This is a genomic window from Sphingobium naphthae (genome assembly GCF_043589935.1).
Taxonomy (GTDB): domain Bacteria; phylum Pseudomonadota; class Alphaproteobacteria; order Sphingomonadales; family Sphingomonadaceae; genus Sphingobium; species Sphingobium naphthae_A.
In genome coordinates this window covers 327,501-352,524 of the sequence record NZ_CP171455.1, presented here as the reverse complement: position 1 = coordinate 352,524, position 25,024 = coordinate 327,501, and the positions used below count along the sequence as shown (strand labels likewise).

At 63.6% G+C, this 25,024-nt stretch carries 17 protein-coding genes, 1 tRNA gene and 2 rRNA genes (1 of these 20 running past the window's edge); 6 read left to right on the top strand and 14 right to left on the bottom strand.

Annotated elements, in window-relative coordinates:
* Window positions 1–92 precede the first annotated feature (92 nt).
* From ACGGKE_RS16660 to ACGGKE_RS16615, 10 genes are all read right to left on the bottom strand, one after another.
* Window positions 93–3,077 (bottom strand): TonB-dependent receptor domain-containing protein, encoded by a 2,985-nt coding sequence (locus ACGGKE_RS16660; protein ID WP_394442348.1) that lies wholly within the window; start codon window positions 3,075–3,077, stop codon window positions 93–95.
* A 71-nt stretch (window positions 3,078–3,148) separates the two neighbouring features.
* Window positions 3,149–4,441: an MFS transporter gene (locus ACGGKE_RS16655; RefSeq protein WP_394442345.1), complete on the bottom strand. Its 1,293-nt coding sequence runs from the start codon at window positions 4,439–4,441 to the stop codon at window positions 3,149–3,151.
* Window positions 4,438–4,893 carry a type II 3-dehydroquinate dehydratase gene (locus ACGGKE_RS16650; RefSeq protein WP_394442342.1) on the bottom strand — a complete coding sequence of 152 codons (456 nt, stop codon included), beginning with the start codon at window positions 4,891–4,893 and terminating at the stop codon, window positions 4,438–4,440. The genes ACGGKE_RS16655 and ACGGKE_RS16650 overlap by 4 nt, the downstream gene beginning before the upstream one ends.
* 98 nt (window positions 4,894–4,991) lie before the next feature.
* Window positions 4,992–6,083, bottom strand: a complete 1,092-nt coding sequence (locus tag ACGGKE_RS16645) for a hypothetical protein (RefSeq protein WP_394442339.1) — start codon at window positions 6,081–6,083, stop codon at window positions 4,992–4,994.
* Window positions 6,080–6,595 (bottom strand): DUF3237 domain-containing protein, encoded by a 516-nt coding sequence (locus tag ACGGKE_RS16640; RefSeq protein ID WP_394442336.1) that lies wholly within the window; start codon window positions 6,593–6,595, stop codon window positions 6,080–6,082. Before ACGGKE_RS16640 ends, ACGGKE_RS16645 begins: the two co-directional genes overlap by 4 nt.
* Before the next feature lie 11 nt (window positions 6,596–6,606).
* Window positions 6,607–8,214, bottom strand: coding sequence for a carboxylesterase/lipase family protein (locus ACGGKE_RS16635; RefSeq protein WP_394442333.1), 1,608 nt, complete (start codon window positions 8,212–8,214; stop codon window positions 6,607–6,609).
* Window positions 8,214–9,083, bottom strand: a complete 870-nt coding sequence (locus ACGGKE_RS16630) for an alpha/beta fold hydrolase (RefSeq protein ID WP_394442330.1) — start codon at window positions 9,081–9,083, stop codon at window positions 8,214–8,216. The genes ACGGKE_RS16635 and ACGGKE_RS16630 overlap by 1 nt, the downstream gene beginning before the upstream one ends.
* 202 nt (window positions 9,084–9,285) lie before the next feature.
* Window positions 9,286–9,945 carry a TetR/AcrR family transcriptional regulator gene (locus tag ACGGKE_RS16625; RefSeq protein ID WP_394442327.1) on the bottom strand — a complete coding sequence of 220 codons (660 nt, stop codon included), beginning with the start codon at window positions 9,943–9,945 and terminating at the stop codon, window positions 9,286–9,288.
* A 130-nt stretch (window positions 9,946–10,075) separates the two neighbouring features.
* Window positions 10,076–11,881, bottom strand: coding sequence for a M14 family metallopeptidase (locus tag ACGGKE_RS16620; protein ID WP_394442323.1), 1,806 nt, complete (start codon window positions 11,879–11,881; stop codon window positions 10,076–10,078).
* A 13-nt stretch (window positions 11,882–11,894) separates the two neighbouring features.
* A complete protein-coding gene (locus ACGGKE_RS16615) occupies window positions 11,895–14,078 on the bottom strand; it encodes a TonB-dependent siderophore receptor (RefSeq protein ID WP_394442320.1) in 2,184 nt (727 codons plus the stop codon).
* Window positions 14,079–14,228: 150 nt separating this feature from the next.
* On the opposite strand from ACGGKE_RS16615, the gene ACGGKE_RS16610 reads away from it, so the two are divergent.
* The 5 genes from ACGGKE_RS16610 (at window position 14,229) to ACGGKE_RS16590 (ending at window position 19,766) form a co-directional block, all read left to right on the top strand.
* A complete protein-coding gene (locus ACGGKE_RS16610; protein WP_394442317.1) occupies window positions 14,229–14,966 on the top strand; it encodes an ABC transporter ATP-binding protein in 738 nt (245 codons plus the stop codon).
* Window positions 14,963–16,405, top strand: coding sequence for an ABC transporter permease (locus ACGGKE_RS16605; RefSeq protein WP_394442314.1), 1,443 nt, complete (start codon window positions 14,963–14,965; stop codon window positions 16,403–16,405). The genes ACGGKE_RS16610 and ACGGKE_RS16605 overlap by 4 nt, the downstream gene beginning before the upstream one ends.
* Window positions 16,402–17,655: a DUF3526 domain-containing protein gene (locus tag ACGGKE_RS16600; protein WP_394443075.1), complete on the top strand. Its 1,254-nt coding sequence runs from the start codon at window positions 16,402–16,404 to the stop codon at window positions 17,653–17,655. Before ACGGKE_RS16605 ends, ACGGKE_RS16600 begins: the two co-directional genes overlap by 4 nt.
* A 381-nt stretch (window positions 17,656–18,036) precedes the next feature.
* Entirely contained in the window at window positions 18,037–18,957 is a 921-nt protein-coding gene (locus tag ACGGKE_RS16595; protein WP_394442311.1) for an ROK family protein, read from the top strand.
* Window positions 18,954–19,766: a class I mannose-6-phosphate isomerase gene (locus ACGGKE_RS16590; protein ID WP_394442309.1), complete on the top strand. Its 813-nt coding sequence runs from the start codon at window positions 18,954–18,956 to the stop codon at window positions 19,764–19,766. Before ACGGKE_RS16595 ends, ACGGKE_RS16590 begins: the two co-directional genes overlap by 4 nt.
* A 50-nt stretch (window positions 19,767–19,816) precedes the next feature.
* Here the strand turns inward: ACGGKE_RS16590 and ACGGKE_RS16585 are convergent, their stop codons facing one another.
* Window positions 19,817–20,467 carry a carbonic anhydrase gene (locus ACGGKE_RS16585; protein ID WP_394442306.1) on the bottom strand — a complete coding sequence of 217 codons (651 nt, stop codon included), beginning with the start codon at window positions 20,465–20,467 and terminating at the stop codon, window positions 19,817–19,819.
* Between the two features lie 247 nt (window positions 20,468–20,714).
* Between ACGGKE_RS16585 and ACGGKE_RS16580 the strand changes: the two genes are divergently transcribed.
* Window positions 20,715–21,707 carry a 2-hydroxyacid dehydrogenase gene (locus ACGGKE_RS16580; protein WP_394442303.1) on the top strand — a complete coding sequence of 331 codons (993 nt, stop codon included), beginning with the start codon at window positions 20,715–20,717 and terminating at the stop codon, window positions 21,705–21,707.
* 360 nt (window positions 21,708–22,067) lie between these two features.
* Here the strand turns inward: ACGGKE_RS16580 and ACGGKE_RS16575 are convergent.
* From ACGGKE_RS16575 to ACGGKE_RS16565, 3 genes are all read right to left on the bottom strand, one after another.
* Window positions 22,068–22,144, bottom strand: a tRNA-Met gene (locus tag ACGGKE_RS16575).
* A gap of 184 nt (window positions 22,145–22,328) precedes the next feature.
* Window positions 22,329–22,443, bottom strand: a 5S ribosomal RNA gene (rrf, locus tag ACGGKE_RS16570).
* A gap of 118 nt (window positions 22,444–22,561) precedes the next feature.
* A 23S ribosomal RNA gene (locus ACGGKE_RS16565) occupies window positions 22,562–25,024 on the bottom strand; it runs 335 nt beyond the window's last position.

Below are 25,024 nucleotides of genomic sequence, written 5' to 3'. Positions count from 1 at the left end.
CGGTGAGGTAGCGAGGCTGGGTCAAGTCTGTAGAATCCAAGAATTGAAAAGGAGCCGCCCCGGACCGGGCCGGGACGGCAAGGAGAGAGGTGTCAGAAGTTGAACTTCGCGCCGACATAGAAGGACCGGCCGACCATGTCGTAAGTGCCCGGGTCGGTGCCATTCTGCGAACTGGCGACAAAAGGAATGTCCCGATCGAACAGATTGGTGATGCCGCCGCGCAGCTGGAAATTGCGCGTGACATCCACCGTCGAGAAGATGTCGAACAGATTATAGGGCTTCAACCCGACCTGCTCGGCTGCCGGCGTCGTGATCGCGCTGATGTCGCGCAGCTTGCCCTGGTAGCGCCAGCGCAAGCCGATGCCGAACACGTCGGAGCTGTAGCCCACGGTGGTCAGCGCCTTCCATTTGGGCAGCGGTCGGCCGGGCGTGCTGGTGCCGACGAAATCCTGCGACGCGGTGCCGGGCAGGGTCTGAACCTTATAATGGTTGAGCCAGCCGATCGCCGAGGAGGCATAGATATTGCCCGACCCGTCGCCCAGTCCGGCCTCCGACAGCTTCAGGGACCAGTTGACCTGAACATCGACACCGTCGGTGTCGAGCGCACCGAGATTGAGATAGGGCTGCGCGATGGCGACCAGTTGCCCGGTCGGGTCGCGCTCGATCAGCTGGCAGAATTCGTTGCTGTTGGAATAGCTGCTATTCGACCCATCCAGATTATAGCATTTCGCCAGCACCGTGAGGCCATTGATGGTCGAAATGACGTTGCGGATCTTGATGTTGTAATAATCGACCGACAGCGAAAAGCCTGACAGCCAGGGCGAAGCGAAGCGCGGGTTGAGCACGAAGCCGACATTGAAGGTGTTGGCCTTTTCCGGCGTCAGGCTGCGATTGCCCTGGATGTTGCCGCCGGTCGCGGTGGTGGCGAACTGATAGGCGTCGATCGCCGCCCCCGGAATGCCCTGCGCCAGGCACAGTGCGCGCACCTGCGCGCCGTTGGCGCCGGTTCGCGCGGCCGACCGGATGTCGCACGGATCGCCGATCGCGGCGGGCGGCGTGCCGATCGCCAGCTGCGATCCCGTGACCGGTGAAAACAGCTCGCCGATATTAGGCGCGCGCACCGCCCGCTGGTAGCTGCCGCGGATCAGCAGCGCCTCGACCGGCTGCCAGCGCGCGTCGACCTCATAGCTTTCGACGCTGCCGCTCGGCTTATAGTCCGAATAACGGAACGCCGCGCCGATCCCCAGTTCGTGGAAGAAGGGCGTATCCGACAGCAGCGGCACGTCCAGCTGCGCCGCGAATTCCTTGACGCTGATTTCGCCACGCGCCGGGTTGGATCCGACCACCGATTCCACGTTGTTGCTGACCAGGTCGGGGCTGGGATCATATTTATATTTGTTCTTGCGATAGCCTGCGAGCAGCGCCAGCTGCACGGGTCCCGCCGGCAGGTTGAACAGCGGGCCGTTAATCTGCCCCTGAACCTGCGTCTGCGTCAGCCGTTCGCGGCTGTTGACCGTTGCGGTCATATAGTCCTGGCATTCCTGCGACAGGCTGATCGCGTTGACGATGCCGAAGGGATTGAACCCGCCCGCGCAGATCGATGCGCCGCCATCCGCCGCGTTGAGCAGCGTCTGCACTCGGTTCTTGAGCACCGCGTTGAACATGGACTGGTCGTGGACGGTTTCGTCATATGAGGCGAAGGCGTCAAACTTCCACGAGCCGGCGATTGTGCCTTTCAGACCGGCCAGATATTGCTGCACCTTGTAATTTTCGTCCCACCCCTTGTCGGGGATGCCGACATAGCGCGCGCTCCAGCGGAAGGCCGCACCGGGATTGGCGCGCGAGGCCAGCAGGGTGCGCAGGTCCGCGGGGATGAAGGGATTGGTGACAGGGATCGTGGTGAAGGGTGCAAACTGCGTCAGGCTGCTGCCGCTTTCGGTCGTGACGGTGGAGTCGACATAGAGGAACTGGCCATAGGCGGTCAGCGCATCCGTCAGGTCGAACTCGCCCTTGGCGAAGGCGGATTTGCGTTCGAATGCGTTCAGTATCTGCAACTGCGGGCCAACCGGCATGCGGACATTGCCGCCGACCACGGCATATGCGCCGGTCGTGGGGCCCTGATAGTTGATTGCTCCTGTCTGGACGAACAGCGAACCATTGTCGTTGAAGCCGAGGTTCAGCGTGCGGTTGACGGGCGTGGTCACACCATAGCGGGCGAACACGCCATTGAGCGCCCCCTGGCTTGGCAGGTTGAGGGCATCGGGCACGAATGCGCCGGTGCCGATGAAACTGGAGGGCACCTTGTCGCCAAAAAAGCTGCGCTGAGCGCCCGACAGCGGATCGCGCTGAGCGTAGCTGAGCGCCAGCATCAACCGGCCGCGATCGTCGGCAAATTTGGTGCCGAGCGCGAGCGAGGCGTTGAACTTGCCGTAATCGCCGCGAAAGCTGTCGCCATTCTGGATGTCGGCGCGCACGCCGTCGAAATATTTGTCGGTCTTGAAGTTGACGACGCCTGACATGGCGTCCGACCCGTAAATGGCCGATGCGCCGCCGGTGATGACGTCGACCGATCCGATGATCGATTCCGGCAGGATGTTGATGTCGACATTGCCATTGATGTCCGACAGCGGCAGGCGGCGGCCGTCGAGCAGGATGAGGTTGCGGTTGGAGCCAAGCCCTCGCAGGTTGAGCGTGGCGCGCCCGCCGCCGCCCTGGCCGCCAGTGCCGGCATTGCCCGACGGGGTGAAGCCGGGCAGCTGGTTGAGCGAGTCCTCCAGCGTGATCTGGCCGCTCTGCTGGACCAGTTCGTCCGAGACGGTGACGATCGGGCTAACCGCGACATTGTTCGGGCGAGCGATCAGCGACCCGGTGACGACGATATCAGCCGTGCTGGCGACACCGGCAGGCGTTTCCGCAGTGGCATCGACGGGAGCGTCGGCGACCTGCGGCGACAGCGCGGTCGCGGCGTCCTCGGCCGGGGGCTGACCTTGCGCGAAGGCCGGCGCCATCGCTACGCTCAGCGCCAGGGCGGCGAGCGATCCGCCCAGGCGAAGCTGCACATGCACAATCGAATTCATCCTATCCTCCCATTATTTTACTAACTGGTTCGTTCACGAGCGAGCGCTGTGACGCACCCTTCCCTGTTCATTCAGTCGAGTTCGACCCGCTTCACGTCACCGACAATGAAGACATAGGCGGCCGCACCGATCAGCGCGAGAATGCCGATGAAGGCTAGCGCGCCGTAGAAGGAACCGGTCTGCCCGACGATCAGGCCGACGACTATCGGCGTCACGATCCCCGCCAGATTGGCGCACAGGTTGAACACCCCGCCGGTCAGGCCGACAAATTGGCGCGGGGCGACATCGGAAATCAGCGTCCAGCCCAGATTGACCATGCCCTGCCCGAAGAAGGCGATCGACATGATTGCAATCACCAATGCGTTGCTCTCGACGAAATTGGCCGCGATGATCGTCGAGGCAAGCAGCAGGCCCGCCACGATCGGCAGCTTGCGCCCGATATTGGCCGATCCGGTGCGACGGATCAGCAGGTCCGACACCTGCCCCCCCAGCAAGACGCCCGCTGACGCCGCGATATAGGGCAGCACGGCGAAGGTGCCGGATTTCAGCCAGTCCATGCCGCGCTCGGTCGCCAGATAGGTCGGGAACCAGGTCAGGAAGAAGACCAGGGTCGAATTGCCGCAAAACTGGCCGATCGATGCGCCCAATATCTGCCGCCGCGCCAGCAGCTTGCGGACATTCGCCCAGGAAAAGGGCGCGGCGCTTTCCTGCCGGATCGCGGTCAGCCCGCCGCCCGCGCGAATATAGTCCAGCTCCGCCTGATTGACTCGGGGGCTCTCGCCCGGATCGCGATAGCGGGCATACATGACCAGCCCGAAGGCGACGCCCAGGCCTCCGGCAATCAGGAACAGCGCGCGCCAGCCGAAACTGCCCACGATCCAGAAGAGCAGCGGGCTGAAGAAAGCGAGCCCTGCATATTGCCCCACGGCATAGACCGAATTGGCCCGCGCCCGTTCATCCTGCGGGAACCAACTGCTGAGAATGCGGCTGTTGCACGGGTAGCAAGGCGCTTCCGCCACGCCCAGCGCAAGGCGGAAGCCGAACAGCATCGCCACATTTCCGGCTATGCCGTGGAGCAGGGTGAAGAAGGACCAGAGGATCAGCGACCCGGCATAGGTGATGCGCGTGCCGAGCCGATCGAGCAGCAGTCCGCCGGGAATTTGAGCGGCCGCATAGGTCCAGGAAAAGGCGGAGAAGATGAATCCCATCATCTCGGGCGAAATCCGCAGTTCCGCCGTCAGCGACGGCGCGGCCACGCCCATCACCGCCCGGTCCATATAGTTGAGCAGCGTGGCGATGCTGATAAGCGCCAATATGCCGATGCGCGCGCGAGTGCGACGCGGGTTGAGCGACGGCGCCCTCATGCCGCTTTGCGCCGGTCGATCTGGAGCAGGTGGCGCACCGCCAGCCCGTAGCCGTCAATGCCTGCGCCCGAAAAGATCGCCGTCACCGATGGGGTCATGATCGATTGCGCGCGCCAGGGTTCGTCGCGTCGATGGATGTTGGAGATATGCACCTCGATGATCGGGCAATCGCACATTTTGAGCGCGTCCAATATGGAATAGCCGGCGTAGGAGAAAGCAGCGGGGTTGAGGATGACGCCATAGGCGCCGATCCGCGCCTCGTGCAGCCAGCCCACCATTTCATGTTCGGCGTTGGTCTGGCGAAAGATCAGGCCGACATCCCGGCCGTCCAGTTCTGCCCGGCAGAGGGCTTCCACATCGGCCAATGTCTGGTGGCCGTAAATGGCGGGCTCCCGCTGACCCAGCAGGTCGAGATTGGGCCCGTTTAGAACATGAATGACTTTCTGGCCCATGATCGGCCCATCCTCCCCAAGCCGCCGGGATGCGCGTCCCGATCTTGCAGTCATATCTATAGGCCTCGCCAAGCGACGACGCAAGTAAAATGTACTAACTAGTTCATATCATCGTGATTGAGACTCCGGATGGCGATGCGATCCGCCTGATAGGAGCCGAGCCACAAGGCGCCGTCCAGGATCACCGCCGCCGAAACCCCGTTGAACAGCGGGTCGGGTGGGCCGGATGCGACCAGCGTGAACCGCTGCGCCACCGGATCGAGCTGCGCCACCGTCCAACCGCGATGGCAGGCCATGGTGTCAGCGACGCCATCGATGATCTTGCGCGTCCCGCCACAGGCCGGCTCGTCCCGCGCCATGCCGGCCAGCAGCAAACGATCGCCATCCCAGTGGATATTGTCGGGCATGAAGTCGGGGGCGGTCAGGCGCCACAGCGGCTGGCGCGTATCCCTCCGGGCATAGGCGACCACCTGCCGCGGGCCGAAGGCGATGACGTAGAAGCCGCTGTCATCCCGTGCCGTCTCCAGCCCGTTATTACCCGCCAATTGCGTGCCGGGCAGCAGGCGAAACACCCGATCCCGTGGCCCGCGTTCATACACCCCGCCCGTATCGCGCCCCATCACGAAGTCCGTGATGCTGGTGCCGGGCCGCGTCAGCACCGTCGCGATCACCGTCCCGTCGCTATAGGATGCGACGCTGTTGGCGACATGCCCCGCCGGCATGGCGAGGCACCCCTGCCAACGCAGCAGGGGCGCGGCATCGGGGCGGCGGAAATCGACCGCGAATATCTCGATCGCCTCCCGCCCGCCATGGTTGACGACCAGCAGTCGCGCCCGTCCCGGCGCCGTTACCCGCAGGCTGATCCCCCGCGCGGTGAACAGCGCCGGATTGGGCGGCCCTGCGCAATCGGGATAGCGGGCATCGGGCGCAACCTGGTCCGTCCGTCCGGTGAACCATTTATACGCCCGGCGCGCGCGGCCATCGACGATCTTCAGCCCGGCCCCGGTCGCAAAGCCGCTCGCGATCACCCATCGCGTTCCGGGCACCACCGCCAGATCTTCGGGCTTCGTCGCCCCACAGACAAAGGCGAATTGCGACGTCGCCGCACATGTCGGCTTCGCTGTCTCGTTCGACAAACTGGCGCACCCGCCGATCAGGGCGACGCCGAGGCAGAGCGCGGCCCGCTTCATGTCACCTGATAGACGCGAATGCGCACCGACGGTGTGGGCGCGTCCGCCGGCGGCGGGCCGATCGTGCCGATGAAGATCGCCTGGTTAAGCCAGCCATGCGGGCCATCGGGCGCCTCGAAGCGTGGAACCGTGCGCAGGTATCGGGATGTCGCACCGGCAACACGGCTGTTGGTCAGGCCGACATTGCGCACATGGATCAGCGCGCCGTCCTGCGCCCGCATCATATAATCGGCCTCGATCACCGTCCAGTCGTCGGCGCGTTGGAGTTGCCAGTCCGCACCGCCGCTCAGCACCGTGCCCCGGATCCGCGGACCAGCGAAGGAGCCACCGGTGATCGGCACGCGCCGGCGCATGCCGAGCGGCGTGCGACCGACCTCGACCATGGGCTCCAGCGTGACGATCGCCTCATAGACGAAGACCAGGCCGGGCTCGTCGTCGCGCGGCGGCGCTGCCGCGAGCGGCGCCGCGAGCAACGCCATGCCGCCGCCGATCAGACCGCGACGGCTGACCATCGGTCCGGCGCTCAATCCCGTACCCTCGGACGTTCGACCGGCGCGGCCGGCGCGGAGTTTTCGAGCAGCGGGAGCGCGCGCCAATGCGGCCAGTCGGCCATGCCGCCCGTCACGTCCAGCCGCCTGACTCGCGGCCGCGCCGGCGACCAGGCGGTCCAGCCCCCGCCCGGGTCGCCCGAGCGGGCGAAGGCCAGCAGATGCGCCATCATTTGCGATGACAGGGCGCGATCCTCCGCGGTCCAGTCGCGGGTCGGGCGGAAGAGGTTGAGGCTGTCGAGCGTGCCGAGCCAATAGGGCACGTCAGCCGTATGATAGGCGCCGACCGTGGCGGGATCATGATCCGCAAAGCGGACGCCGGGCCGATAGGGATGAGTCCGGGTGAAGAAATAGGCATAGACCGGCGCCTTGCCCGTCGCACCCTGCCCCCTGGCCCACTGCGCCATTTGCAGGCCCAGCGTCAGGTCGCGCTCCAGATCGCGCGCGGCCCGGCGCGCGGTTTCCGCCGATGTTGCGGGATAAGCGGCGAGCACGCGCTCCGCTGTGGCGGGGAAGGTCACGCGCACCGCTTTTTCGAAATCGACTACCGAATGGACCGGCCCCAGCGAGCGGAAGCTTTCATCCTTGGTGAAGCCGATCATAGTCGGAACGTCGCTCTGTGCGCCAGCGGCAAATATCGCCTGCGGATCCTGCGTCACCACCCGACCATCCAGCACGATCGGACGACGCCTGACGGTAGCCGACAGCGCGACCAGCCGATCGGCCGCCATGTCGCGCATCGCCTCGATCGAGGGGGCGTCCACCGCCTGCTGCACCGCCAGTCCTTCCGCTTCGGCCTGGTCCAGAGGGGCAGGCGCCATCTGGCCGCCAAAGGCGCCGCCGCTCATGCCCACCACGCGATGAAACAGCCCCCTGGCCGCGGGGCTGGCCTGCAGCAGAGACACCGACATCGACCCGGCCGACTGCCCTGCGATAGTCACATTGCCTGGATCGCCGCCGAAGCCGGCGATATTGCGCTTCACCCATTCCAGCCCGGCAATCTGGTCCTTGAGCCCGTAATTGCCCGATCCGCCTCCGCTTTCCGCGCTCAACGCCGGGTGCGCGAGGAAGCCCAGCACGCCGACACGGTAGGCGATGCTGACATAGACTGCGCCCTTGGCGGCCAGCGCTTCGCCCGCATAATTGGCCATGGACGCCGACCCCACATTGAAGCCGCCGCCATAGATCCAGACGATGACGGGATAGGTCTTGCCCGCGGGGGGCGGGGCGGGCGGGGCCCAGATATTGAGATAGAGGCAATCCTCGCTGGTCGCCTCCTCACCGAAATAATGATTGATCGTGCGGCCGCGCAGCGACTGGATACATTCGGGCGCGGGTCGATCGGCGTTCCAGACGCCCTGCCAGGCAGCCCGCGGCTGTGGATCGCGCCAGCGCAGGTCCCGCAGCGGCGGCGCGGCAAAGGGCACCCCCAGCCAGGCGCGCACGCCCGAGGCCAGTTGCTTGCCCGCCACCAGGCCGGCCTGCGTTTGCACCGGCGGCCCGGCGGGACGCTCCACGATCTGCGCGGGCGCCGGACCCGTCGCCAGCGCGGCGCATGCGAGCGCCACCCACCAGGCGCGCATCAGCGCGCCGCCTTGAGTTGCGCGTCGAAGAAGCGGAAGCTGAGATCGAGCGCGCGCAGGCTCGCCGCGCGGGTGGCGACGGCGTCCGCGCCAATCCAGCTGTGACCGACATCGGGAATGACTTCCAGCGTTACCGGCGCCTTGGCGGCTTCGAGCTTCGCCGCCAGTTCGCGAGACTGACTGGCGGGCACGACCTTGTCCTGCGCGCCATGGATCAGCAGCATCGGCGGGTCCTTCGCATCGACATGGGCGGCAGGGCTCGCCGCCGCGACACGGTCGGCGGGACAAGCGCCCTTCTCGCAATCAAGATAGGCATTTTCCGCGTGCGGAATGGCCGATTGGGGCATGGTCGAAAAATCATAGACGCCATACCATCCCACAGCGGCCTGGACGCAGTCGCCCTGTTCGGCATGAGACTTGTCCTCACCGCCTGGTTCGCGCCCGCAATCCAGCGCGGCAAGCGCGGCCAGCTGCCCGCCCGCCGAACCGCCCCAGATGGCAACGCGGCGCGGATCGATACCATAGCGCGCGGCATTGCCCTTGAGGAAGCGGATGGCGGTGCGCACGTCATCGATCGCGGCCGGGAAAGGCGCTTCTTTCGACAGCCGATACTCGAGCGATGCCACGACGTAACCGCGCGCCGACAGGTCTGCGAGCACCGCGGTGAAATCGCTGAACGCGCCGGACTGACGCGTATGGCCATTCATCCAGCCGCCGCCATGGACATAAATGACCAGCGGCAGCGCGGTGGATCGCTCGGCCGGACGGTAGAGGTCCAGGGTCAAGGGCCGGTAGCCCGGGATGGTCGAATAGATGACGTCGGCGCTGACGCTGACGCCGTGGGCCAGGATCAGAACCCGGTCGGGCATCGGATCGCCCAAGGCGGGCTCCGGAGAGGTTGCAGGACTGGGAGGTTGCGCCTCCGCTGGAGCGACCCCCGCCAGCATGAGAAACGCAGCGACGGACTTGGCGGCTTGAAGGCGCATATCTCTCTCCCACATGGTCTACAGCTTCATTGAGCGAACCATTTCGTACATGGATAGGCCAGGCCGCGCCGGATGGCAACCCGCCTCAGGCGCGGCACCAGCTTTCGATCACGTCGATTACGCTCATCCGCCGCCGCGCCAGCGCCTTGGGCGAACTCATGTCGCGCTCGAACCCGAAGGAGAAAGTATAGCGGTTGGAGACATTGTAGAAGCAGAGCGCGCTGATCGTCATGTGCAGTTCGACCGGATCGACCCCTTCGCGAAAATGGCCGCTGGCAACGCCCCGCGCCAGAATCGCGCGCAACTGATCGATCACCTTGCGGTTGCGCTCGCGGATGCCCGGCACCTCCCCCACATGCGCGCCTCGCAGGATGTTCTCGTTCATCACCAGCCGGACGAATTCGGGATGCTGGTTGTGATAGTCAAAGGTGACACCAACGACGTCCCGCAGCGCCGCGTCCGGATCCAGATCGTCGCGGCGATTGTCGGCATCCACTTCACGCACCGCAGTATAGGCCCGCTCCAGCACTGCCCGATACAGGCCTTCCTTGCTGCCGAAATAATAATAGATCATCCGCTTGGACGAATTGGTGCGCTCGGCAATCTCGTCGATGCGCGCGCCGCTCAACCCCTTGTCCGCAAATTCTGCGGCCGCGACCTCCAATATGTTGAAGCGCGTCTCCTCGGCATCGGTTGCCCGTGTCCCCCGGCCAATCTCCTTCTTCTTCAGGGCGGACTCAGCCACGTTTTTTCTTCCTTCAATCCTGCTCGCGATCCTTCACATATTCGGCGCGCCGAAATGTCAGCAACTAAATTCGCACCGCGCCGGCTCCGCCGGATGCAGCGCCGGGTCGATATGCGCGAAGATGCGCGGGTCAGGGCTCCCGTCGGATCGGGTAGAGATGGCGGAAAGGGCTGCGGTCGGGCAGGCGATTGGTCAGCCAGTCGAGACGCGCGTCGGGATCGGCGGCGAAGGCGGGATCGGCGGCGAGCCTGGCTTCGAACGCCTGCCTGACCGATGCATCCCGCGCCAGCAGCGCTTCGGCAAGCGGCGCGCGGACAAAATCCTCGGCGCCGGGACCGGGCGAAAGCATTTCGGGAAAGAAGCCCGATGCGAGGAAGGAGTCGGGCGCTTCGGGCTCCAGCAGCGCGGCGGCGAGAAGGCCGAGCGACTGGTCGGACGGCACGCGGATCGAACCGGCGGGCATGGTCTGCGTCCTGTTTTCGTGCGTGAAGCGCGCCTTCAGCGGCAGACGCCCATCCTGCGCCCGCTGCACCGCGGGTTCATGGACATGAACCTGATCGAGCATCAGGGTGCGCGGCGCCGCGATGGTTTCGAAACGGATATTGTGCAGCCGCAGTCGGTCGATCACCTCGGTCTGCGCGGGCGATATCCACCAGGCCTTTGGCAATGTAACCGTCTCCACCGGCTCTTGCCCGATGATCGGCATGCGGAACTGGATGGGCGTCCCGGACCAGCGCTGCTCCAGCCGGCCCGTCGCCGCCGAGCGATAGGTGTTGAAGGCAACGCCCTTGAAATTCTCGATCCAGTCGACCGGCTGCGTCGCCGTCTTCCAGCGTGCCAGCATCGTCGCGGGTCGGCTCGCTCGATCGCGCGCCTTCGCCGCGATGATGCTGTCCTTGTCCTCGCCCGCCAGTTTGAGCGCGGCTTCCAGCAGCACATAGGTGCCCAGCACGCGCTGACGATAGGGTTTGAGCATGTGATTTTCGACCAGCACCGTCGGCACGCCGATAAAGTCGCCATAGCCGGTGGAATAGCGCGGGCCTTCGGGCGCCTGGCGAAGGCCCTTGGCGGGATCACGCGTGTCGATCGGACTGGGATAGAGGATCGGGAGATGCCCCGCCTGGTCGAGCGCCGCCGTCACATGCGGGCCGAACCGCCCCATCAGCCAGTTGGCCGTTGCGCGATGATAGGCGTAGCGCCCCCAGCCCGCATAGGTGAAGGTCACATCATATTGCATGTCGAAGCCATCGCTGACATGGCAGTCGATGTAGAGAATGGGATCGAGCCGCTGAAGCAGCGCGATCATCGCGCGGGTTTCAAGGGCATCCGCCTTGGCATAGTCGCGGTTCAGATTGATGTTGCGCGCATTGCCGACATAGCCTTTTTCCAGCGGGCCGCGCAGGGCTGGGAAGTTCCAGCGGCTCATCCGTTCATGCCCGTCGATATTGTAGATCGGCACGAACACCAGATCGACCTCGTCCAGCAGGCCGTCCTTGCCGCGCAGCGCGATGTCGCGCAGCAGCATCAGGCCCGCGTCCTTGCCGTCAATCTCGCCGGCGTGGATGCCGGCCTGGACCAGAACGACAGGCTTGCCCGCCCCGCCCTTGCTGGCGCGCACCATCAGCAGATCGCGCCCCTCACCCGTGCGGCCGAAATGCTCGACCGTGATGAGCGGAGATGCGGCGGCCAGTCGCTCCAGCCAGGCCCGCATTTCGTCATAGCGGGGCGTAGTCGCGAAGTCGGATCGTTCGGCCGGCGTGATCCAGGGATCGGACTGCGCCACGATCAGTCGTTCGCTGGCGCCCGACCAAGGCAAGGCGGGCGGCAGGATGGCGGCCGGCAGCGTCGCAAGCGGCGCTGGCGCCGCATCCTGCGCGATCGCGCCATGAGCGCCGAACAAGGCAGCGAGCACCGGCAGGAGGACCTTGCTTTTCATATCGCCTTCCCTCTCATAAGCGAGCACGCAGGCCGATGGTCGCGGTGCGCCGCGCACCGGGCTGGACCCAGACCGACGCATAGCTGCTGGCATACCAATGTTCGTCGAACAGGTTGGTCACCGTGCCGAACAGTTCCAGTCCGTCGATCAGCTCGATATGGCCGAACAGACGCACCAGCGTATGCGAAGGCAGCATGAAGTCGGTTCCGGTTTCGCCCGATCGCTTGCCGACATATTGCACCCCGGCGCCCAGCTGTCCCTCACGCTCCGCAATCATGAAATGCTTGGCCGCCTGCACATTGAGGCTGTGCCGGGGAATGTTGATCAGCCGGTCGCCCGGGTTGATCTGAAAGGAATAATTGGGATCGAGCACGCTCGACCGAGCTTCCGCGTCGGTATAGGCGTAGCTCAGCAGCACATCGACGTCGCCGGGCAGATGGCCGTTGAGGTCCAGTTCCACGCCGCGGCTGCGCGCCTTGCCGATGGCGACCGAGAAGCCGGGATTATTGGCGTCGCTCGCCAGCACATTATCCTTGGTCAGCTGATACAGCGCGACTGTACCGGTCAGCTTGCCGCCCAACGCCGTCAGTTTCAGCCCAGCCTCGATCGACTCGCTGGTTTCCGGATCGAAGATGACGCCTTTCGCATCCGTGCCCACGTTGGCGCGATAGCCCTGGCCATAGGCGGCATAGAGGGTGAGCGGGTCGTTCAGTTCGTAGACGATGCCGGCCTGGGGACTGAAGCGGCTGCGGCTGCGCTCGCTCAGCACGGCGGAAAGGCGGTTCTCCGTTTCCAGCCGTAGATTGTCATAACGTCCACCGATGCGGATTTGCAATCGGTCGGTCAGTTCGATCTGGTCCTGCACGTAGAAGCCGAAGCTGCGCTGGGTATCGAGGCGATTGGTGATGACGGCCGTTTTCGGGAGCGGATATTGGCCATAGACCGGATTGTCGATGTCGATCACATAGCCCGCTTCATTGCTGGGCGCGCTGCTGACGGCTGGCGGGCGGAACCGCGTGAAATAATTATCATATTCGAATTGGTCGAAATCCCCGCCGATCAGGATGCGATGGCGCAGCGCTCCCGTGTCGAACTGGCCCGACAATTCTGCGCGCAGAACGCTATGTTCGGCATCATAGCGGCGCGACCGGCGCTGGCGCGAGAGCGAATGGCCATCGACATACAGCATCTGCCGCGATGCCACGGTTTCGGCATCCGAGGAGAAGCCGGTCAGCAACGTGTCGCGATGGCTTGCGCCGACGAGCAGGCTCCAATCGTCGTTCAGATCATGCTCCAGCCGCAACTGATGACCGGTCGCGCGCGCCACCGTGTCACCGTCGCCGGGTTCGCCCAGGAAGCGCGACCGCGGCACCGTGCCGAAATCGCCATTCAAGACCACGATGCCGCGATCGAACGGCACCTCCACCCGCGTCCATTCGAAATCATAGGTCAGGCGCGTGCGGTCGCTGAGTGCCACGCCGATCGAGGGGAGGAAGCCCCAGCGCGTCTGATGCACATAGTCGCGGAAGCTGTCGCCTTCCTCATAATAGCCGATCAGCCGCGCCGAGACCCCGTTTGTCAGGGCGAGATTGGCGTCGGCGTCGGCGCGGCCCCGGTCATAGCTGCCATATTGCAGCGTCGCCGTGCCGAAATTGCGGCCGACCTCCGCCTGTTTGGTGACCAGGTTGATCGTTCCCCCGGGCTCGCCCCGGCCGATGAGGGCCGCGGCAGGACCTTTTAGAACCTCAACCCGTTCGATGCCGGCGACATCGCGCTGGCCGCCAAAGCCGCGCCCAGCGTTGAACCCATTGACCAAATAGCCGCTCGGCAGATTTTCATCACCGGCAAAGCCGCGAATGGCGAAGCTGTCCCACAGGCCCCCCAGCGTATTTTGCCGCGCGACCGAGGCATTCATGTCGAGCGCATCGGTCAGGCGCAGGATGTTGTTCTGCTGCAGCGTTTCGGCATCGATCTCGGCAATGGACTGCGGGATTTCACGCACGGCGAAGTCACCACGATAGGCCTGGCGGACGCCCGTGACGGTAATCGCATCGGCGTGATGCACGGCATCGCTGGTCTGGGCGGCGGCAGGCGCGACGCAAAGAGCGATCGCCAGCGGCAGGGCCAGCGTGGTGGAGCGAAGACGCTGAATGCGCGTGGAGACAGCGCGGCTGCGCTGCGAGCGGATGCTGGACATGGTTCCCCCTGATCAGGATGAGACGGCGTCTCATTGAACGCCGCCCTTACAAAGTCAGAGCGCGCGAGGTCAACAACGTTATAACATTTCATTGACAAGTTGCTGCGTTGCCGAAATGCTGGGGGACGATCATCCAGGGAGCCATCATCCATGTCTCTGACCGCCAACGGCCAGCGCATTGTCGTGAACGACGTTCATCTTTCCTATGGCAGCCATGCCGTGCTGCGCGGGCTGACGCTGCATGTCGCGGCGGGCGAGATCTATGCGCTGCTCGGCGGCAATGGTGCGGGGAAGTCGACCACCATGTCGGCGCTGCTGGGCTTTGTCCGGCCGGACGCCGGCACGGTCGAGGTCGCAGGCTATGACCCGGCGACGCAGGCGGATGAGGCGCGGGCGCAGATCGCCTATGTGCCCGAGAATGTCGCGCTTTACGATCATCTGACGGCGCGCGAAAATGCCGCCTATCTGCTGGCGCTGGCCGGTCGCCACCCCGAGCCGCAGGCAATCGACGCCGCGTTCGAGGCGACCGCTTTGCAGGAAGCCGCCTGGGACAAGCGCCTAGGCGGCTTTTCCAAGGGCATGCGGCAGAAGGTCGCGATCGCGATCGCCCTGTTGCGCGACGTGCCGGTGCTGCTGCTCGACGAACCGTCCTCGGGCCTCGACCCCAGGGCAACCGCGGACTTCAACCGGCTGGTCCATGATGTCGCGCGCCGGGGCGCGGCCGTGCTGATGGTGACGCACGACCTGTTGTCGGCGGCGGACATCGCCGACCGCATCGGCTTCCTGGAGGCCGGGCGGATCGTCGACGAAGCCGCGGCGCAAGGCGCGGATCGGTTCGACGTGCGCGACCTGCACCGCAAGTTTGCGGCAGACGCGGTCGCCGCATGAGCGCCATATCGCTGATCGCGCGCGATGAACTGCGGTTGATGCGCCGCAACCGGGTTGCCGTCGTCGCCTTCGCGCTGCTGGTTCTGCTCACGCTGGCCGCCGCGTTCATCAGTTGGTCGCACCAACGGTCCATCGCCGAAACCCGCGCGCGCTTCCAGACGCAGGCGGCGGAGGCATTTCAATCGCAGCCCGATCGCCATCCGCATCGCATGGTGCATTATGGCAATTTCATCTTCCGACCCTTGGGACCGCTCGCCGCCTTCGATCCGGGTGTCGACGCCTTTACCGGAAACAGCATGTTCCTGGAGGGGCACCGGCAGAATACGGCGAATTTCGGGGACGTCCGCCAATCGTCTCTGCTGATCCGCTTTGGCCAATTGACTCCTGCCTTCGTGCTGCAGGTCATCGCGCCGCTGCTGCTGATCTTCCTGGGCTATGGGGCCGTTGCGCGCGAACGGGAACGCGGCACCTTGCGCCAGATGCTGGTGCAGGGGGTGTCGGCGCGGCAGCTGGTGACCGGCAAGCTGCTGGCGCTCGCCGCCGTGGCGGCGTTGATCGGCCTGCCGGCGATGATCGCGTTTCTGCTGATCGCAGGCCAGCCCGGCGCACTCGCTGGCCCCATGGCGGTCATCGCGCTGGGCTATGCCGCCTATCTGGCGCTATGGGCCGTCATCGTCATCCTGGTGTCCGCCCTGATGCGCCGCGGCCGGGACGCGCTGCTGGCCTTGCTGGCGCTCTGGGCGGTGCTGGTGATCCTGGTTCCGCGCGTCGCGCCGGACATAGCCGCCAAAGCTCATGCCCTGCCCACACGGCTGGAAACCGACATCGCGATCCAGGAGGATTTGCGCCGCCTGGGTGACAGCCACAATCCCGACGATCCTTTCTTCACCGCCTTCAAGCAGAAGATGTTGCGCCAATATGGCGTCAGCCGCGTCGAGGATCTGCCGGTCAACTACAAGGGGCTGCTTGCGTTGGAGGGAGAGAAGCTGACGTCCCGCCTGTTCGACGACTATGCCGATCGCAGCTACGCCATCCAGTCGGCGCAAAGCGGGCTGATGAACGGCTTTGGCCTGATCAGCCCGACCGTGGCGCTGCGCCGGCTGTCGATGGCTGCCGCAGGCACCGATCTGGACGGGCATCGCCGTTTCCTCGAGCAAGCCGAAGCCTATCGCTTCGCCATGGTCCAGCAGCTCAACCAGTTGCAGGCCGATGCCGTGACCTATGCCGACGATGTGGCGCAGGATGCAGGCGCCGACGCGCGCAAGCGCATTTCCGCCCACAATTGGCATGTCGTCCCGGAATTCCGGTTCCAGCCAGCCCCGGCAAGCGACCTTCTGCGCGCCAGCCTGCCGGGCCTGCTGCTGCTGCTCGTCTGGCTGGCGATTGCCGCCCTGGCGCTCATTCCCATCGCCCGTCATGTCCAGAAGGCCCGTCGATAATGTTGCTGCGCACTGAACTGACCCTGTTGTTGCGGGCGCGCATGGCGATGCTAGCGCTGATCCTGGTCGTCCTGCTTTCGGTCGCGGCGGTCGCGGCCGGCATGGCCGAAGTGGCGCGCCAGCGGGACGTCATTGCCAGGATCGCGCCGCAACAGGAGCGCGACCTTGCCGCCATCGCCGCATGGGTGGATCAGGGCAAGGACCCCGGCAATGCGGCCTATTACAGCTTCCATGCCACCTGGGACACGCCCGAACCGCTCGCCTTTGCATCGCTGGGCCTGCGGGACGTTGCGCCCTATATCCTGCGCGTGCGCGCGCTCGGGCTGGAGGCGCAGCTTTATGATGGCGAGGCGTTCAATCCCGAGCTGGCGCTGCCCGGCCGGTTCGATTTCGCGTTCGTGCTCGTTTACCTGGCGCCGCTGTTCGTGATTGCGCTGTTCCATGACCTGGTGTCGGGCGAGCGGGAGGCAGGACGGCTGCGGATGCTCGACGCGCTGCCGGGTCGCGCACGACGGCTCTGGGTGCGGCGCGTGGCATTGCGCGGCGGCCTGCTTTATGCGGCGCTGGCGCTGCCGCTTCTGGTGGGGATGCTGCTGTCAGGCGTTTCAGCGGGCCAAGGCCTAGCGGTGCTCGGGCTGATCGGCGCCTATCTCCTCTTCTGGATCGGCCTGACCCTGCTCGTTGGCCGCCTGCGCTGGAGCTCCGTGGCCAACGCCGCGACGCTCGCCGGACTGTGGCTGGTCCTGACCCTGATCCTGCCGACCATAGCGCATGTCGCCATCAACCAGGCGATCCCGGTCGGACAGGGCGTCGAACTCAGCCTGGCGCAACGTGAGGCGGTCAACCGCGCCTGGGACATCCCGCGCGACGAAACGATGACGCGCTTCTATGCAAGCCATCCCGAATGGCGCAACAGCCCGCCGCTGCCGCCGGCCTTCCACTGGAAATGGTATTTCGCCTTTCATCAGGTCGGTGACGAAAGCGTCGCGCCCAAGGCGGCAGCCTATCGCAACGGCATAGAAGCGCGCGATCGCGCGGCGCGAGCGCTCGGATGGGTGCTGCCATCGGTCGGAGTGCAGGCGGCGCTGGCACGTCTGGCGGATACGGACATGCAGGCGCAGCTTGCCTATCAGGACCGCATCCGCGCCTATCACCAGACGCTGCGCCAATTCTACTACCGCTATCTCTTCACCGACACCCCGTTCGGCAAGGAAGATTTCGCCCGAACGCCGCGGTTTCCGTCCTCCTGATCGAAAGTGACCCGTTGCAACCCTTCCGGTCGGAATGCTTCGCATGGAGGACAAGGGTTAGGAGAGGATGATCGTCGACTGTCTGGTTCCTGGCATGCAGCCAAGTCGGCGTGGCCCGACAGGCTGCTGCGGGTCGCAAACGCGCAGCCTGACGCTCCCAAGCCGCCTGATCTGATCGTCGATGCGGGGAAACGATGCTTGTTCAGCCGGTCATGTCGAGGGCGGTTCGATCACGAGAATTCATTACTTTCGGGTCTTATGAGAATGTTTCGATAAGAGCTGCCCATGTAGAGGGATTGCTGGCAGAAGGTTGCTCTTTCACTGGTCTACAGGCAGAAGCTTCGCCCCTCACTGCCCATGTCTTAGGATAGGTTCATCCACATGCCTGGTACGTCCTATCCATCTGACGACCGCCCGCTTGCCGGCGTCGAACTGGGTGGCACAAAATGCATCTGCACGCTGGCGACGGCGCCGGGCGCCATTCTGGATCAGCAGACCATCCCCACCACCACGCCCCAAGACACATTGCCGGCCATCCTGACGATCCTGGGACAATGGCAGGCGCAATGGGGCTTTTCGGCTCTTGGTCTTGCATCCTTCGGACCCGTCGACATCCGTCCTCAGTCCGCGACCTATGGTCATATACTGGCCACGCCCAAGCGCGGCTGGCCGGATGCCGACATTGTGGGAACCCTGTCGGCACCCTTCGGCGTGCCAGTCGCCTTCGACACCGACGTCAATGGTGCCGCCATGGCGGAGATGCTGTGGGGCAGTGGGAAGGGCCTGGCCGACTTCGCCTATGTGACGGTCGGCACCGGCATCGGCGTCGGCCTGATCGTTCATGGCGCACCGACGCGCGGCATCGGCCATAGCGAAGTGGGCCATATTCGCGTGCCGCGCATGGCCGGGGATGATTTCATCAGTTGCTGCCCCTACCATGGTGATTGCGTGGAAGGCCTGGCATCGGGGCCTGCACTCGTCGCTCGGCTCAAGGGCCGTGCGCCCCACGACGCGCCCCATGACGATCCGGTCTGGGCACCGATCGTCCATGGGCTGGCGAGCATGGTCCATGCCCTGGTCTGCAGCACCGGCCCCTTGCGCATCGCCATGGGGGGCGGCGTGCTCGCGAACCAGCCCCATCTTCTGCCCCGCATCAATGCAGCGCTGCTCGACAGCCTCAACGGCTATATGGCGTTGCCGGACACCAGACCCTATATCGTGGCACCCGAACTGGGCGCCCAGGCTGGGCCCCTGGGCGCCATTGCTCTTGCGGCAACGGCATTGGAAGAAGCACGCGCATGACCTGCCATCGACTCGCGCATCATGTCGTCGAAAAACCATGGGGACGAACGGACGTTCCGGCGCGCTACGGCGCGACGCCGGACCAGCACATCGGCGAAGTCTGGTTCACTGGGCCCGACAACATGCCGCAGCCGCTGCTGGTCAAATATCTATTCACCAGCGAGCGGTTGTCGATCCAGGTGCATCCCGATGACAGGCAGGCGCAGGCTCGGGGCCTTGCCGGCGGCAAATCCGAATGCTGGCACGTACTAAAAACGGAAGGCGATGCGCGCCTCGGCATCGGCCTGACGCACCAAGTCGGCACCGACGCCCTGCGGGCCGCCGCGCTCGACGGATCGATCGAGCAGATGATCGACTGGAAGCCTACTCAGCCTGGAAGCTTCTACTACATCCCCGCCGGAACGATCCACGCCATCGGCCGCGGCCTCACCCTAGTTGAGGTGCAACAAAATAATGACGTCACCTATCGGCTCTACGACTATGGCCGACCGCGCGAACTGCATCTGGATGATGGCCTGTCGGTGAGCCGCGCCGAACCTTATGCGCGACCCGACCACTATGTTGCGGAAGATGCCAGCAGCGTCCTGCTCGATGAGCCCGGCGCGCCCTTCTTACTGGAAAGCGTCATCGCTGGGCCCGGTGATGCACTGCACTGGGAGCATCCATTATGCTGGTTCGTTCCCCTGCGCGGATCAGGCCTGATCGACGGTCAGCCATGGCGGGCCGGCGAGTGCTGGCTGATTGAGGACAGCGCCGATCTTTTGGTCGATGCTCCGACGCACGCGCTGGTGGCGCGGCCCACGCCATAGGATTTGCTGGCGTTGTCGAAGGCGCAAGGGCGTGCCCCCTGCCCTTCGACCTATTTCACCGACTGTTCCCGCATCCCGGCCGGGATGGGCAATATCTCCACCTTGCTGGTCGCAACGTCATAGATGGCAGGTGCAACCTTTAGCTCGCCCGCATTGACCTTCGCCTCGATCACGGGGGACGCGTTGATCAACGTTGCGGCCTGAATGATCGCATTCTGCCGCGTGACCGCCATCGGATCGCGGCTCTGGCTCATATAGACGGCCGGTAGCAATGCCGGGAAGAGGGCGCTGATCTGACCGGGAACTTCGGGATTGTCGATCGCAGCCTTCACAGCGCCGCAGCTCGAATGCCCCATGACGACGATCGCCTTGATGCCAAGAACCGCCACGCCATATTCCAGGCTGGCGATGATCTCCGGCGTGGTAATGTTGCCCGCAACCCGCGTGACGAACAGCCGCCCGATCGGCTCATCGAACACCATTTCCACCGGCACGCGCGAGTCGGCGCAGGACAGCACGCCCACGATCGGCCACTGGCCTTCGGCGGCTTTGGCGCGGATGATCGCCAGGTCGCGCATATGAGCAACGGGCGCGCCGGCCACGAACCTGGCATTACCCGCCATAATCTCCGCGAGCGCCTGGTCCGGCGTCAGCGCCGCATTTTCCGCCAGGGTGGCGCCAGCCGCAGGGTCAGGCGTCATCGCCAACCCGCCTGCGATACCCGTCACAGCCAACGCGGCCAAAAGGTCACGTCGCGTGGACGGACAGCGCATCGCATCGTCATCATCAGGCTTCGAGGCATGAGTCATCAGGCGGCTCCGACGGTGGTGATATAAGCATGCTACAGCGAAATACCGGCCAGAGCCAGACGTGCGTGCGTTCAGGCCGGATGGACAGGAAGGGCTGCACCAGGCAAGCTGGCGGACCCAGTTGAGGAGGATCATTGCCATGCGCATCGCCGTGTTCGGCACCCGCAGTTACGATCGCGAATTTCTCAGCGCCGCAAACGTCAATCATGGCTTCGCCCTTGATTTTTTCGAGACATCGCTGACGGCCGCGACCGCGACATTGGTGCAGGGTCATGACGTGGTCTGCCTCTTCGTGAACGATATAGCCGACCGCCCCGTGCTGTCCGCCCTCGCGCAGGCGGGTGTTCGCCTCCTCGCCCTGAGATGCGCTGGCTATAATAATGTGGATCTGGTCGCCGCCCGGTCGCTGGGGATCACGGTGGTGCGCGTGCCGGCCTATTCGCCGCATGCAGTGTCCGAGTTCACCATCGCGCTACTGCTGGCATTGGACCGCAAGATCCACCGCGCCTGGTCGCGGGTGCGCGAGAATAATTTCGCGCTCGACGGACTAGTGGGGCGCAATCTATTTGGGCGAACAGTAGGCGTGGTTGGAACCGGCCAGATCGGGGGGCTGGTGGCCAAAGCTCTGCATGCAGGCTTCGGCTGCCGAGTGCTCGCGAGCGACCCCGTCATCGACGCAGACCTGGTCACAATAGGAATCGAATATGTTTCCCGCGAAACATTGCTGCGGGAGGCTGAGATTATCAGTCTGCACTGCCCCCTTACGCCCGAAACGCGACACCTGATCGATGCGGAGGTCCTGCGCGTGGCCAAAGCCGGGCTCGTCATCGTCAACACCAGCCGCGGCGCGTTGATCGATACGCGGGCGCTGATCGACGCGCTCAAACAGCGGCGGGTCGCCGGCGTCGCGCTGGATGTCTATGAACAGGAAGCCGGTATTTTCTTTGACGATCTGTCCAGCGAGATCATCGACGACGACATGCTCCAGCGCCTGCTGACCTTCCCCAATGTCCTGCTGACTGGCCATCAGGCTTTCCTGACCGAGGAGGCGTTGACGGCAATCGCGCGGACGACCTTGGGTAATATCGCGGATTTTGCAGCCAAGCGGCCGCTGGCCAACCAGTTGCTCTGAATAGCTCGGCTTGCTGATCGCCACCTTCCGCCACATGTCTGGCGCTCGAGACCGTCATAATGCTGTGAGCGGCGCCCCGCTGATCGGACAGCATAATCGGACGCGGTTGTTTTGCGCGCTGGGCATAGATGTTGTTTGCGGGCGCAGGATCGGCGTGCGACGTTGGGGGATGAGTTTTAGACGTGTTCCCACAGGTGCGAAAGACGCGCCTGGTTGCTGAAGGTCGGTCTGTGTGGATAACTCGCCCGATGGGGACGACATATGTGCCGCAGCTCTTGAGGTTTTTCGCGTGGGGCGATGACGCTACGACGCCCAGTCCTTTGGGCTGTTGGCCTGTGGCTATGTGCTGCTTGGGGGATTTGGTTGCGGGAGCAGGATTTGAACCTGCGACCTTCAGGTTATGAGCCTGACGAGCTACCGGGCTGCTCCATCCCGCGCCGTGGTATATCCGGTCCTCAGTCGCCGGCGGATGCATCCATGTTTTTGGGCGCATCCTTGGGCTGTCCTCCCCGGCTGATGCCGGGTCCGGGCGGCCATTTGGCCTTGCGGGCCTTGCGGCCCGTTGGCGTTTTGCCCGGGAGGGGTGTGAATGGGTTTATTGTCAAAAGCGCGAGCTTCAATGCCTGGCGACGCCCTACTCTTCCGGGGCTTGAGCCACAGTACCATCGGCGCAGTCAGGTTTCACGGCCGAGTTCGGGATGGGATCGGGTGGGTCACTGACGCTATGGTCACCAAGCAATGGAGCTGGCGCTTTTGGGTTTAATCGATGCCCGTGCGGACTTTATCTTGATATCTGGCTGCTTTCACGACCGCCATCTGGCGACAGATCAGAGCTGTCGTTGATGGTGGGGCCCTTAAGCGCGAACAGAGCAATTAGGATCGGTTAGCTCCACGCATTACTGCGCTTCCACATCCGACCTATCAACGTGATGGTCTATCACGGCTCGATGAAATCTTATCTTGAGGGAGGCTTCCCGCTTAGATGCTTTCAGCGGTTATCCCGTCCATGCATAGCTACCCTGCTGCGCCCTTGGCAGGACGACAGGTACACCAGAGGCATGTTCAACCCGGTCCTCTCGTACTAGGGTCAACTCCTCTCAAATTTCGACGCCCACGGCAGATAGGGACCAAACTGTCTCGCGACGTTCTGAACCCAGCTCACGTACCACTTTAATTGGCGAACAGCCAAACCCTTGGGACCTGCTCCAGCCCCAGGATGTGATGAGCCGACATCGAGGTGCCAAACGATTCCGTCGATATGAGCTCTTGGGAATCATCAGCCTGTTATCCCCGGCGTACCTTTTATCCGTTGAGCGATGGCCCTTCCACGAGGGACCACCGGATCACTATGACCGACTTTCGTCTCTGCTCGACTTGTCAGTCTCGCAGTCAGGCGGGCTTATGCCATTGCACTCTAACAGACGGTTTCCAACCGTCCTGAGCCCACCATCGCGCGCCTCCGTTACTCTTTAGGAGGCGACCGCCCCAGTCAAACTACCCGCCACAGAGGGTCCCTGCACCGGATGACGGTGCGAGGTTAGACATCAGAAAACAACAGGGTGGTATTTCACCTATGGCTCCACGACAACTGGCGTCATCGCTTCAAAGCCTCCCACCTATGCTACACAGTTCTTTCCTAATGCCACTCTGAAGCTGCAGTAAAGGTGCACGGGGTCTTTCCGTCTAACCGCGGGTACTCCGCATCTTCACGGAGAATTCAATTTCGCTGAGCATATCCTGGAGACAGTGGGGAAGTCGTTACGCCATTCGTGCAGGTCGGAACTTACCCGACAAGGAATTTCGCTACCTTAGGACCGTTATAGTTACGGCCGCCGTTTACCTGGGCTTCAATTCAGAGCTTGCACTCCTCCTCTTAACCTTCAGGCACCGGGCAGGCGTCAGGCCCTATACGTCGTCTTGAAGCCGACTTAGCAGAGCCCTGTGTTTTTGCTAAACAGTCGCTACCCCCTGGCCTGTGCCCCCCACAAGTGCTTGCGCATATGTGGGGCCTCCTTCTTCCGAAGGTACGGAGGCAATTTGCCGAGTTCCTTCAGGATACTTCTCTCAAACGCCTTGGTATACTCTACCATTCCACCTGTGTCGGTTTAGGGTACGGTCTATACGGTGGGGCTATTTCCTGGGACAACTTCCCTGCCCGGACCAATCCAATAAGGCCGAACAAGTTACGCCATCCGTCACACACCACCAGGCCCACGAATATTAACGTGGTTCCCATCGACTACCCCCTTCGGGCTCGTCTTAGGGGCCGGCTTACCCTGCTCAGATTAGCTTTAAGCAGGAACCCTTGGAATTTCGGCGAGAGGGCATCTCACCCTCTTAATCGCTACTCATGTCTGCATTCGCACTTCCGATACCTCCACGGTCGGTTACCCTCCCGCTTCAACGGCCTACGGAACGCTCCGCTACCGCTCAGTCCAAAGGACTGAACCCTAAGCTTCGGTGCACGTCTTGAGCCCCGTTACATCTTCGCCGCAGGATCTCTTGTTTAGACCAGTGAGCTGTTACGCTTTCTTTAAAGGATGGCTGCTTCTAAGCCAACCTCCTGGTTGTTTTGGAAATCCCACATGCTTTCCCACTTAGACGTGACTTGGGGACCTTAGCTGTAGGTTAGGGCTGTTTCCCTTTTGACGACGGACCTTAGCACCCGCCGTCTGTCTGCCGGACTAGACTCGTTGGTATTCGGAGTTTGGTTAGAATTGGTAGATCTCGCGACCCCCGCATCCATCCAGTGCTCTACCCCCAACGGCAATCATCCGACGCTCTACCTCAATAGATTTCGCGGAGAACCAGCTATTTCCCGGCTTGATTGGCCTTTCACCCCTAAACACAACTCATCCGATAATTTTTCAACATTAAACGGTTCGGCCCTCCAGTGCGTGTTACCGCACCTTCAGCCTGGTCATGCCTAGATCGCCGGGTTTCGGGTCTAATGCATCGAACTCATGGTCGCCCTGTTCAGACTCGCTTTCGCTGCGCCTACACCTAACGGCTTAAGCTTGCTCGATACACTAAGTCACAGACCCATTATGCAAGAGGTACGCTGTCAGGCTTCAAGAGCCCTCCAACTGCTTGTAGGCATCCGGTTTCAGGTACTGTTTCACTCCCCTCATCGGGGTGCTTTTCACCTTTCCCTCACGGTACTGGTTCGCTATCGGTCATGTACGAGTATTTAGGCTTGGAGGGTGGTCCCCCCATGTTCAGACAGAGTTTCACGTGCTCCGCCCTACTCAAGTCCTGACACTTCATTTTCGCATACGGGGCTGTCACCCGCTATGGCCGAACTTTCCAGATCGTTC

Coding starts and splice junctions, on each gene's coding strand:
- ACGGKE_RS16660 (WP_394442348.1), bottom strand. CDS start 3,077: ATGAATTCGATTGTGCATGTGCAGCTTCGCCTGGGCGGATCGCTCGCC.
- ACGGKE_RS16655 (WP_394442345.1), bottom strand. CDS start 4,441: ATGAGGGCGCCGTCGCTCAACCCGCGTCGCACTCGCGCGCGCATCGGC.
- ACGGKE_RS16650 (WP_394442342.1), bottom strand. CDS start 4,893: ATGGGCCAGAAAGTCATTCATGTTCTAAACGGGCCCAATCTCGACCTG.
- ACGGKE_RS16645 (WP_394442339.1), bottom strand. CDS start 6,083: ATGAAGCGGGCCGCGCTCTGCCTCGGCGTCGCCCTGATCGGCGGGTGC.
- ACGGKE_RS16640 (WP_394442336.1), bottom strand. CDS start 6,595: ATGGTCAGCCGTCGCGGTCTGATCGGCGGCGGCATGGCGTTGCTCGCG.
- ACGGKE_RS16635 (WP_394442333.1), bottom strand. CDS start 8,214: ATGCGCGCCTGGTGGGTGGCGCTCGCATGCGCCGCGCTGGCGACGGGT.
- ACGGKE_RS16630 (WP_394442330.1), bottom strand. CDS start 9,083: ATGCCCGACCGGGTTCTGATCCTGGCCCACGGCGTCAGCGTCAGCGCC.
- ACGGKE_RS16620 (WP_394442323.1), bottom strand. CDS start 11,881: ATGAAAAGCAAGGTCCTCCTGCCGGTGCTCGCTGCCTTGTTCGGCGCT.
- ACGGKE_RS16615 (WP_394442320.1), bottom strand. CDS start 14,078: ATGTCCAGCATCCGCTCGCAGCGCAGCCGCGCTGTCTCCACGCGCATT.
- ACGGKE_RS16610 (WP_394442317.1), top strand. CDS start 14,229: ATGTCTCTGACCGCCAACGGCCAGCGCATTGTCGTGAACGACGTTCAT.
- ACGGKE_RS16605 (WP_394442314.1), top strand. CDS start 14,963: ATGAGCGCCATATCGCTGATCGCGCGCGATGAACTGCGGTTGATGCGC.
- ACGGKE_RS16595 (WP_394442311.1), top strand. CDS start 18,037: ATGCCTGGTACGTCCTATCCATCTGACGACCGCCCGCTTGCCGGCGTC.
- ACGGKE_RS16590 (WP_394442309.1), top strand. CDS start 18,954: ATGACCTGCCATCGACTCGCGCATCATGTCGTCGAAAAACCATGGGGA.
- ACGGKE_RS16585 (WP_394442306.1), bottom strand. CDS start 20,467: ATGACGCCTGACCCTGCGGCTGGCGCCACCCTGGCGGAAAATGCGGCG.
- ACGGKE_RS16580 (WP_394442303.1), top strand. CDS start 20,715: ATGCGCATCGCCGTGTTCGGCACCCGCAGTTACGATCGCGAATTTCTC.